Origin of the sequence: Kitasatospora sp. NPDC057904, assembly GCF_042887925.1 — a bacterium.
Taxonomy (GTDB): Bacteria; Actinomycetota; Actinomycetes; order Streptomycetales; family Streptomycetaceae; genus Kitasatospora.
In genome coordinates, this window is record NZ_JBHVOL010000039.1 from 59,502 (window position 1) to 70,433 (window position 10,932).

General features: G+C 68.6%; 7 protein-coding genes. 3 read left to right on the plus strand and 4 right to left on the minus strand.

Annotation, left to right across the window (positions count from 1 at the left end; genetic code table 11):
* Window positions 1–186 precede the first annotated feature (186 nt).
* The gene (locus ACFVSN_RS43325) at window positions 187–1,710 is read left to right on the plus strand and encodes a Dyp-type peroxidase (protein ID WP_387597019.1); all 1,524 of its coding nucleotides are present in this window, start codon (window positions 187–189) and stop codon (window positions 1,708–1,710) included.
* Between the two features lie 85 nt (window positions 1,711–1,795).
* Here the strand turns inward: ACFVSN_RS43325 and ACFVSN_RS43330 are convergent, their stop codons facing one another.
* Together ACFVSN_RS43330 and ACFVSN_RS43335 are read right to left on the minus strand one after the other, a co-directional pair.
* Window positions 1,796–5,773, minus strand: coding sequence for an amino acid adenylation domain-containing protein (locus tag ACFVSN_RS43330; protein WP_387597021.1), 3,978 nt, complete (start codon window positions 5,771–5,773; stop codon window positions 1,796–1,798).
* Entirely contained in the window at window positions 5,770–6,339 is a 570-nt protein-coding gene (locus ACFVSN_RS43335; protein WP_387597024.1) for an SET domain-containing protein-lysine N-methyltransferase, read from the minus strand. Before ACFVSN_RS43335 ends, ACFVSN_RS43330 begins: the two co-directional genes overlap by 4 nt.
* A 307-nt stretch (window positions 6,340–6,646) precedes the next feature.
* On the opposite strand from ACFVSN_RS43335, the gene ACFVSN_RS43340 reads away from it, so the two are divergent.
* The gene (locus ACFVSN_RS43340) at window positions 6,647–7,390 is read left to right on the plus strand and encodes a hypothetical protein (RefSeq protein WP_387597027.1); all 744 of its coding nucleotides are present in this window, start codon (window positions 6,647–6,649) and stop codon (window positions 7,388–7,390) included.
* Window positions 7,391–8,234: 844 nt separating this feature from the next.
* Here ACFVSN_RS43340 and ACFVSN_RS43345 read toward each other — a convergent pair.
* A complete protein-coding gene (locus ACFVSN_RS43345; RefSeq protein WP_387597030.1) occupies window positions 8,235–9,713 on the minus strand; it encodes a transposase in 1,479 nt (492 codons plus the stop codon).
* Window positions 9,667–9,996 carry a transposase gene (locus ACFVSN_RS43350; protein WP_387597045.1) on the minus strand — a complete coding sequence of 110 codons (330 nt, stop codon included), beginning with the start codon at window positions 9,994–9,996 and terminating at the stop codon, window positions 9,667–9,669. The genes ACFVSN_RS43345 and ACFVSN_RS43350 overlap by 47 nt, the downstream gene beginning before the upstream one ends.
* A gap of 102 nt (window positions 9,997–10,098) precedes the next feature.
* Here ACFVSN_RS43350 and ACFVSN_RS43355 point away from each other — a divergent pair, with 102 nt between their 5' ends.
* On the plus strand, window positions 10,099–10,752 hold the full coding sequence (locus ACFVSN_RS43355) for a hypothetical protein (RefSeq protein WP_387597033.1): 654 nt from the start codon (window positions 10,099–10,101) through the stop codon (window positions 10,750–10,752).
* Window positions 10,753–10,932: the final 180 nt, after the last annotated feature.

Here is a 10,932-nt window from a genome sequence, read left to right on the forward strand (position 1 = left end):
TCCGGACGTGCCTGCACCGTGCCTTGTGGCACGCACTCCCCGCAGGAAGCCCGCAACTGGTCTAGGAATGAGGACACACCCGGCCGACGTACCACGGCCGCACGAAATCCCGCTGCGATCACGGCCCTCCGGCCGCTGCGGGCAGGTTGACCTCCTTCCAGCACACCCTCCCAGGGGAGCCCCAGTATGCCGGGAACGAACGGACACACCACGGGGTCGGACAGCCCCACCCATCTACCGCTGCGCCGCAGCGACGACATCCAAGGGGACATCCTCGCCGGCTTCCGCAAGGACCATCAGTGCCTTCTGATGATCGGTTTCGAGGACACGGGGATGGCCCGCCGGTGGCTGGAAGTGATCCTGCCCGAGATCGCCACGACGAGGGCCGTCGCCGAGTACAACTCCGCGTTCAGCGCGATGCGGCGGAAGCTGAAGGGCGCTGATCCTGCGGGCCTGTCCGCGCACTGGACAGGCCTGAGCGTCACCTATCCCGGACTGGTCCTGCTGGCGGGTGCGACTCCCTTCCCGACTGCGGTCAGTCGCCCGCCGTCCTTCCAGGCGTTCCGTGAAGGGCCCGCCGTACGAGCTTGGCAAGTCGGGGACATCGGAGCCGGCAGCCCTGCGCACTGGCAGTTCGGAGCGGCCCGCAATCCGGTTGTCCATGCCGTGCTGACCTTGGCCTCCGACGATCCCCGGAGACTGGCTGCCGCGGTCGCACGGCACGGATCGCTGATCGCCGCTCATGAGGCCACGGTGGTCTTCCGGCAGGACGGCGCAACGCTTCCTGGTGGACTGAGGGGTCACGACCACTTCGGCTTCGCCGACGGCGTGAGCCAGCCCGGTGTGCGCGGATTCGACGAGCCCGACCCGGCCGACCCCGAGACCGTCCTCGGCAAACCCGGCACCGGGATCCTGCCGGCGAGCAGGTTCGTCATCGGCGTCGACGAGCCCGCAGAGGCCCTCCCACGATGGAGCATCGGTGGTTCGTTCCAGGTCATCCGTCGGCTGGCCCAGGACGTCGCCGGGTGGCACGCCCAATTCGGGCCCCAACTGGCGGCCCTGAAGCACAGCGGCGCAGCGCCGGACTCCGCCGATGACGGGTGGCTCGCGGCCCGACTCGTGGGGCGGTGGCCTTCGGGTACGCCGATTGCCCGTTGCCCCGGGGCCGACGTGCCTCCGGCCTCCGGAGAGCTGCTCGGCAACGACCTCGGCCACGCCGACGGCCCGAACGGTGTGCGCACTCCGCGGTTCTCACACCTGCGGAAGACCAGCCCGCGCGACGACCAGTCGTTCCTCCCACAGAAGGATCCGGCCGCCTCATTCGCGGGGAGCGATCCCCGTCGTATCATCCGGCGAGGCATACCGTTCGGCCCTGTTTTCGACCCGCGGTCCGCAGATCCGTCACACGGGCCCGACACTCCGCGCGGCTTGCTCTTCATCTGCTACCAGTCCGATCTGGTCGAGCAGTTCGAGTTCCTCCAGCACCTGCGGATCAACAACACGCGGTTCCCCATGCGTACGGTCGGTGGGGACCGGGTCGCCGGCAACGTCAGCAGGGCCCGCTTCGGGAACCCGGCCGACCGCGCAGGGCGGAGCACCCTCCTGTCCGCCGACTCGTTCGTCCGCACCGAGGGCGCGCTCTACGCCTTCAGTCCCGCCATCCCGGTGCTGCGGGACCTTGCACAGGGGAACATGACCGACCTCCTGTAGGACGCTGGAACGGATGTAAAACCGGAAACCGGTGGTCGGACGGTTCCCTCCCGGGAACCGTCCGACCACCGGCCCTCGACTGCCGTCAACCGTGCCGGGTCGGCACGCCTTCGTACCTGAGCCCCGGCTGCAGCCGCTCGTGCTTCATCACCACGCTGTGAGGGGCGACGACGGCGTCCCGCCCGATCTGCGCACCGTAGAGCGGCACGGTCTTGTCCGCGAGCGTGGCCTGTGCACCCACCCGGATGTAGTCGATCTTGAGGACCCGGTCCTCGAAGGTGTGCGCCTGGAACATGGCGGACACCGTCGCCCCGTCCCCGATCACCAGCATGTCCGGATCCGCCACGTGCGCGAAACCCTCTCCGAGCAGCACGCGCCGACCGATCCTCATGCCCATCCGTCGCAGGTAGATCGCGAGCAGAAGGGTGGATTCGAGGGGGGTGAGCAGGGGCTTGGCGACCACGGCCCACACGACATAGACGAAGTCCCACCGGCTGCACCAGCAGCTCCACAGCGCGTGGACACCCGGACGCACCTGCCCCAGCAAGGCCCACTTCAGAGCGAGGACCGACCCGCAGAGCGTGAGGACGGACAGCAGGGAGGCCGCGGACGAGGCGAAGGCCGCTGCCGCGGCCGCGGCCGGCACTTCGGGGACGATCGCGTTGACAGCGCTCACCCATAATGTCCCGCCGGCCATGGGTATCAAGGGGATGGCGAACCGGGCGAGCTCCCACACCCAGCGGTTGACCCGGCGCAGCGCCGACGGTTCGTGGGTCAGCCCTCGGTCGGCCTGTGTGACGTCACGGTGCGGGAGTTCGAAGGCAGGGTGGCCGAACCAGGAACTGCCGGGCCGGAAGGGGACGCCCGCGCAGGGGGTCGCGACGCCGATCAGCAGATCGTCGGGGAGCGAGCAGCCACCGGGAAGGACCGCGTGGTTGCCGACGAACACCCCGTCCCCGAGCCGCAGCGCTTCCAGGGACACCGTTCCCCGGTCCAGCCGCGGGCCGCCCAGGTAGATGCCGTCGGCGAGGAAGGTACCCGTGCCGATGGACACCAGCTCGGGTACGACATCGATCACTGTGCTGATCTCGCAGTCGCGGCCGATGTCCATACCCGCCAGGCGAAGCCACCGGGGCCACATCAACGTCCCGCTGAGCCAGGTGCCGGCGGAGTCCACCAGGTCGGCCTTCAGCCACACCCGGACGTAGCCGAGTTCCCACCGGCTGATCACCCCGGCCGGGGTCTTGCCGAGTGCCCGGGCCGCCAACCCCATGGTGGTCAACGACGGGACGAGCCCGAAGCACAGGGCCGCGGCGACCGATGCCAGGGGCCCTGCGTTGTCCAGAGGGCGGTTCAGCGCAGTGGCGAAGCCGTCGTCATCGATGAGGCCGAGCGCGAGGAGCAGCGCGAACGACCCGAAGTAGGGGAAGGTCACCACCAGCTGGAGCACCGTGCGGGCGGCGAGGGTGGCCGCGCCGTGCGTCACGGGGGAGTAGACCCTGCCGGTTCGGGTGAGCACCGGGACCGCGGGGGTGGGACCGGTCCAGCGTGCCGGGACACCGTCGGCCAGCATGCCGTCCGGGACCCGCGCGCCGTTGGGCAGGGAGGACAGGGCGGACAGCCTCGCGCCCTTGCCGACATGGCACCCCGGACCGACGCTCGCGCGGACGTCCAGGGTGGATCCCTCCTCCAGTTTCACGGGTCCGACGACGAGGTGCCCCTCGGTCTGGGTCACCAGCTGCACGCCTGCGTCCTGGCCGAGCGTCACATCGTCGCCGATCTCCAAGAGATCCCATCCTCCTTGGAGCACGTCGACGCCCCGGTGAATGTGGACCCGCCGGCCGATGCGGGCACCGAGCACACGCAGTGCCATACACTGGTACTCGGTGCCCGCGAGCGTGCGCCAGGGCACCGTCCGCACCGCCTGGCGCACCAGCCACATCCGTACCGCCCGCCGGCTCCAGCCCGGCACCCGCTCCGGAACGTAGGAGCCGACCAGAGTCCTTTTGGCGAGGGCGGCGAGGAGCACCGCCACCGGTGCCCAGACCAGGCGGGCCAGGGGGAGTACCGCCCAGGTGAGGAAGAGGAACGCCGTCGCGCCGACGGCGTGGTACACGGGCGGGAGCAGCCGGTACGCCATCTGGTAGGCCACGGCGGACACGGCGACCAGTGCAGTGAGCAGCCAGGCCGCCTGGACGGCGGTTGCCGTGAGCGGGCTCCCCGCCTCGGGCGCGGGGATCTGTGGCGAGGCACCCGTGCTCTGCGGTGGCCCTTGCCGCACGGCCCTGGACGCCAGCACGCTGATGGTGCGCGCCTCGTAGACGTCCCGTACCGTGAGCGAGGCGGTGGCAGGAACGGCGCGCAGCTCGGAGACTAGCGCTGCGGCGTGCACCGAGCTGCCGCCGAGATCGGTGAAGAAGTCCGCGTGGAGGGGGACTTCGCGAAGGCCCAGGACCCAGCCTGCAGCCCTCGCGACGACCGCGAGCACGCCGTCCGGCTCCTTCCCTCCCGGGCCGGGGAGTTCGTCCTGCGGAGGGTACGGAGCGAGGGTCGGGAGCAGGTCGCGGCGGAGCTTGCCGCTGACACCTCGTGGCAACGACGATGCCAGCCCGAACCTGGCGGGCACCATCGGGGGTGGCAGTGCCCGCCGGACGTGGTCGGACAGTTCGCCGAAACCGGGTGGAGCGGCATCGTCGGACGGCACGACGTGGGCGACGAGGATCTGTCCGGCCCCTTCGTCCTGCACGCAGCAGGCGACTTCGCGGACCCCGGGAGCGCCGGCCAGGCATGCCTCCACGGCTTCCAGCTCGATCCGGTGACCGCGCAGTTTCACCTGGGAGTCGACGCGGCCGCAGTAGACGAGAGTGCCGTCCGGCTCCTGGTAGGCGAGATCGCCCGTGCGGTACAATCGGCCCAGTAAGCGGTGGACGGGGAACCGCTCCGCCGTCAGGCGCGGCTGGTGCAGGTAACCGATCGCCGGCGCCTCGCCGCCCACGTACAACTCACCCTCCACGCCGTCGGGCACCGGCTGGAGGTTTTCGTCCAGTACCCAGGCCTGCGTGCCGGGAACCGGATGCCCGATGGCGATCCGCTCGCCGGGGGCGATGTCCTGACGCACACAGGTGACCGTGCATTCGGTGGGGCCGTAACCGTTCACCAGACGGGGGCCTCTGGCCCACACGGTGGCGATGTCCTCGGAGAGTGCCTCGCCACCGGTGTACACCAGCCGCAGATCGGGGAGTTCCTCGCCTGGGTCGGTGCAGCCCGTCGACCGCAGGAGGGTCGGTACCGGGCACAGGACGGTGATCCGTTCGTTCCGCAGCCAGGGCACCAGATCCGGTCCCAGACGCGCCGTCTCGTCGTCCAGTATCACCAGGGCGGCACCGGAAGCCAGGGCCATCCAGCTCTCCTCCACCGACGAGTCGTAGGCGCAGGAGGAACCTTGGGCGATCCGGTCGCCGGGGCCGAGGGCGAACTCGGCCATGTCGGAGCTGATGAGACTGACAATGCTGCCGTGGGAGATCACCACTCCCTTGGGCCGCCCGGTGGTTCCGGAGGTGTAGATGACGTAGGCCGCATCGGCGGGACCTACGCTACGGGGCGCGGGCCCCGGTAAAGGCGGGACCGGCTCGCCGGCCAGGATCAGCCGGCCCTGGTAACCCGCCTGTTGGAGCCGGTACCTGCCGGAGGCGTCCGTCAGCACTGTCACAGCACGGCAGTCGGAGAGGATCGTGTACAGCTGCTGGTCGGGAAACACCGGGTCGAGGCAGACGTACGCCGAACCGGCGCGAAGGACACCGATCTGTGCGGCGTAGAGGAGTGAGGTGGTCCTCGGCAGGAGGATGGCGACAATCTCCTCACGTTCGCTGGTCGGGAGGAGATGCTCGGTGAACCGGCCTGCCAGGGCGTCGAGTTCGGCGTAGGTCAGGAGGTGCCGCTCTCGGCGGGCCGTGGACGGGAGCACCAGCGCGGTGGCCTGCGGCCACCGGTCGGCCGCCGCGGTGAACAACTCGTGCAGGACGGTGGCGGGGCCGGAGGTTAGTTGCCCGGGTGCGGAGGTCATCGCCGTACCGCATCGGCCCCTGCGGAGCCGTCGTCCGCGAACAGGTCGTCCTCGGTGGTGGACAGGTGCCGGCCGAGCCATGGACCCAGCCTCAGCCGTGCCGCCGGAGTCGCGGCGTAGTAGCCGGCGATGTGACCCTCGCAGCTCTCGCTGCCGCAACGGCAGTCGAACGGTTCTGCCATGGCTGCTTCGGTGGTGTTGTAGTGGAAGGTGATCTCCTGTCCTGGCAGCAGATCCGTGACCGCGACGACCTGTCGACCGTCGATTCGTGCGGTCGGCTCGCAGCTGTGGTTCATGAACCGCCAGAAATACGCATCGAGGACGTCCTCGTACTCCATGCCGTGGGGCAGGTCCACGTGCAACCGGTGGCCCACCTGCACGGAATGGCGGCTCGGAACGTCCGTCAGCCGGCCATCGATGCCGAAGATGCGAGAACCGGCCGGAGTGTGGCCGAGGGCAACGAGTGAGTAGTCCCCGTGTGAGCGCAGGACACCCAGCTGGGCCTCCGGCGCCGTGGGCGAGATGGCGGAACTCGCCTCCTGAGAACGGCCCTGGGCAAACGACATGAGACCTCCGCTGTGGTGTCGGGAATCATCCGGCTTGTCCTTGGAGCTCGTACTGCCCTCCGTGCCGCCGGCTCCTGGACGCCTCCCTGATCCTCGGCCGTGTTGCCGTCACCGCGAAGCTCATTGGCAGGTTCGGACAATTTTTCGCGGCGGCCCGGTGGCTCCTTTGTATTTATTGGCGGAAACGGAGGATCCGCTGGGGGGTGCATGCCTCCGGGCGTAGCTTGCTGTTGCCGGGCTCGCGGGGATTCCGGGGAATCAGAAACCTTTCGTGGCCCATTCGGCCGAACTCATCGACGGGAGAGTCATGCCTCGCATCAACGGAGAAGCGCCGTCCCAGAACAACCCCGTGGCGAACTTTGACGCCGACACGTACCGGTGGATCGCGGAATTGCCCAACCAGGATTTCATCAATCTTCGAAACAGCGTCATGGGCATGTCTGGAAGCGATGCCCGAACGAGGGCCCTGAAGGCGAGCTTCTACAGCAACGGCGTCACCGGAGTGCCGGATGGCCTCCAGAGTGATGCGGTCTGGAACGCGGCCGCCCAGCACGACTTCCGCTATACGATCGGTCCGAACGTTATGTCCGGGGCGGACATGGAACAGGATCGGGCGGCGGCTGATTCGCAATTCCACCAAGACGTATCGACGATCAGGAACCTGAGGACCGGATACGAATGGTTGGATAATTTTCTCGATCCGATCGACGGGGCCATTTCGAGGGGGCATGCGGACGTCAAGTGGGGGATACTTCGGCTGCTCGGAAAATCCAATTATTCCCAGAGTCCCGTAAATCACGGGGTCTCCTTCAGGGAAGCTGTTTCCGAGCTGGGTTGGCCGGGCGGTTCAGTATCCGGGAGGAGCGGTCTCCAGGAGCGGTCCCTGGAACTGCAGGATGACGTCCAGGGCCGGGGTGATGGTCAGGGTTGGGGCGATGACGGGGGTGACGGCCAGGACGAGGGTGATGGTCAGGGTTGGGGCGATGACGGGGGCGACGGCCAGGGCCAGGGCGACGACCAGGGTGGGGACGGTGGGAATGAAGGTTGGTGATTCACTTCGCGATCCGGCGCTGGATCACGGTACGGAGAGGAGCCGTACCGTGCCGCCGCCGAATGCCCGTTACACGGCCGTCTTTGCCATCACGCCGACCGGGCCGGGCGCACGCCGCGTCCTGGTCACCGCCTCGCACGACAGCGCCGGCCAGGCCGTGCGCTGGCTCCGCCGCCATCTGCAGGTCGCCCTGCAGCTGATCGGCCCCGCTGAGCAGCACGGGCCGATGGCATGGCTTGCCGACGCCGATGCCTATCGGGCCGTGGCGTTCTCGCTCAGTACGGGGCAGACATTCGCCATCACTTGGCACGGACCGTGTCAGTCAATCACGCTCGCTGCCGCCCGCATCACGGCCTGCAGGCCCGCACAGAGCCGGCTTTCCCTTCCCGGTCGGCCACTTGACCGTCGCCGCCAGGAGCCCTCTGCGGCGCCTCCCGTTCGGTCTGCCGTCCGCTGAGGACGTTCGCGAGAGCGCCGGAAACCCCAGGCCAGTGGGCTGTCAAGCAGCGCACTCCTTGGCGGCCGGACTCTCCGGGACCCTGGCAGGAGCTGAGTTCACCCCGCGCCAGGCCCGCACCCCACCTCCGACCGGCATCCGCAGGAGGTGGGGCCGCGGCCGTCATCGCACCGGCTCTCGGCGGCGCCGCACCTCGCCCCCGACATTCGCTCGATCGTCCCTTCAGCCCGGGGCGGCCGCGACGGACTGGGGGAAAGCGAAGATGCCATCCGGGTCGTAACGGCGGGCCACGTCCAGGAACCCATCGCCACCGCAACCCACCCTTCGATGGACTGGGCCTGTCCAACCAACGGCTCTGTCCCGTAATCGGGATGCTGTTGGTGATCTTCAAGTGTCGTGGGTTCGAGTCCCGTCACGCAGTTGCCTGCACAGGCGCGTGAAGCGGGTTGCTGGGTTGGTTCCGTCGCCGTCCGGCTGATGCTGGTGGAGGCGGATGATGTTGGTTCCGGCTGCGGTGAGGACGTGATGGACGTGGGTCTTCGCTGTGCTGCGGTATCGGCAGTTGCGCAGGCCGTGGGCGTGCACGGTTTCGGAGACGGTGGCCTCGCAGCCGGCTCTCATGGCATACCGGTCCTGCCAGGCCCGGGTGTTCTGCTCTTTCCGGACACGGTTTTGGATCTCCTGCAGGGGCTGGGGCAGCAGGAGGATGTGCCGGCCTCGTCCACCGGTGTTCCCGGTGCATTTGTGACGGTCTTCGCAGGGTCTGCAGACGGCGCGGGGAAAGAGCACCGACAGCCGTTCGTGCCCGTCGGCGAGTGTCGGCTTCCAGGGCGGGATGGTTGCCCCGTTCGGGCAAGTCAGCCTCTTGTCATGCCAGTTGGGCCGGAAGTCCTCCTTGTTGAAGCCCGGCAGTGCCCGTGTCCTGGGGCCGAGTCTGACCGGGCCGACCAGGTCGATCCCGTGCTCGGTCCGGGCCCGGTGGATGGTGGCCGGGGTGATGTATCCGCCGTCGACCAGGTGCTCGGCCGGAGCGAGGGAACGTGCTGCGAGGTCGGCGTGGATCCGCTCCAGGGCGTCGATGTCCTGCTCGGGCGCCGGTGTGGTGGCGACGTGGACGATCACGTTCGGCAGGCCCTCATCGCAGGTCTCGGTCTGGTGGTCCTTGTAGCCGACCCACTCGGCCTTGCCGGGCTTGTGGCTGAAGCGGGCCTGCGGGTCGTGCGGGGTGACGATCTCCACCGACGACCAGGGTGTGGTGGCCGAAGCGGGATCCGGGCTCCCACGGCCGACGGCCTTACCGGAAGCAGCCCGCCGGTCCGTCGTCCGCCGGCTGAGCCGGTCGCGGGTCTGCTTGGGCCCGCGCCAGCGCAAAGTGCCGGTCTCGTCGTACCAGTACTGCTGGAGCCAGACCTGCCACAACACCTCCACCTGCGGCAACCACCTCAGCCGGGCCGGGGCATCGGCGGCGAGAAGAGCCTGGAACAGACGCATGCCGTCCTCGCCGACCGTGAGCGCATACTGCTCGCGTTCCTTCGCCTCCTTCGGCAACCGGTCGTAGCGCACCGGCCTGCCGTAACGCCTGGCCCACTCGTCGGTGACCAGGGCGAACACCCATTCCTCGTCAGCGGCGGCCAATTCCTCCAGGGCCGCCCGCAGGGTCTCACCGACCAGCTCGGTCCGGTCCAGGCACCGCACCGCCGCCAGGACGTGCGTGGAGTCGGTGCGCTGGCGCCCGCGCCGCTTGATCAGTCCTGCCTCCGCCAGACGCTCGACCATCACCGCCAGCAGTCGGTCCGCGCGGTCGCCCTCGGCCATCCGGTCACGGAACTCGCTCAGCACCGAGAAGTCGAAACCCGGATCGTCCAACTCCAGCCCCAGGCAGTAATTTCCAGTCCAGACGGCACCGGACTGCCTCGGCCGTCTGCCGGTCGGTGAGGTTCTCCGCGTACTGCAGCACCGACACCAACGCCAGCCGTGCCGGCGACAGGCCCCGACGCCCGTCGGCGGAATACCACTCCTCGAAGTCGCTGTCCGTGAACAGCCCGGCCAGATGATCCCCCACGCCCATCGCCGCCGTGCCCCGCGGATTGCTCGCCCGCGCCATCCGTGCGGTCAACGGCGGGATCTCCCGCCCGGACCAGGAACCCATCGCCACCGCAACCAACCCCTTTGACCAGCCCGAACTCCCAGACCACGAAAACAGGAAGGGCCGGCCAGTGGCCGCCGATCGAGGACAACCTCACTCTCACCAGTGAAGATCACCAACAGCATCCCGATTACGGGACAGAGCCAGTCGCTGGACAGACCCCACGCCAGGACGGGGACAGCCCCTGCCACGGATGGCCTTATCGAACAGCCGGGCCGATTGCTCAGTGGTGTACTGACAAGGCCGCAATCGGGCGGCCAGAAGATGAACGGATCTGCAATGTCCCGTACAACCACCCGTGCCCTGAGCACCGTCCTGCTCGCAACCGCACTGTCCGTCGGCGTACCCGTCGCGTATGCCGATGTCGAAGTGGCTCACGGGTGCGGAGGCGCCCTCTCGGACTTCGCTGGCACCACGAAGACCGATGCGCCGCTCGTTGGTACGGTCAATGCCGGCGGCGTGGACCGCAAGTTCACCATCAGCTTCAAGAGCGCGAACACCACGGGTTACCGGGCGGATCTCCAGATGCTCGACGGAACGTACATCGGCCGCGTGGGGAACTTCGCCCTCGAGATCAACCAGGCCGGAGTCGGTGTCTTCAAGTTCGAGGGCCCCGATGGCGGTGGCTCCATGAGCAGTAGCCTCACCTGTGCGACGGGGACCCGCGTCACCACCATGACCGGCCACCTGGACTACCCCGCCGGTGTCGGTAGGTCCCACTTCACCATCTCGCGACCGGCGCTGCCGACGGCACCATAGCCGATCTGAGCGAGGCGATCTCAGGGAGGGGCCACTGGGGAGTCCGCGGCCTCCAACGGAAGGCTTTCCGGGTCTGTAAAAAGAACGGCTCTGGCCCGTATTCGGTGGTAGCGCTCCGTGGCGATCACCGGAGGAGGATGCGGTGGCGGAGCAGGGGGAATCCGGCGCGGCCGTGCATCT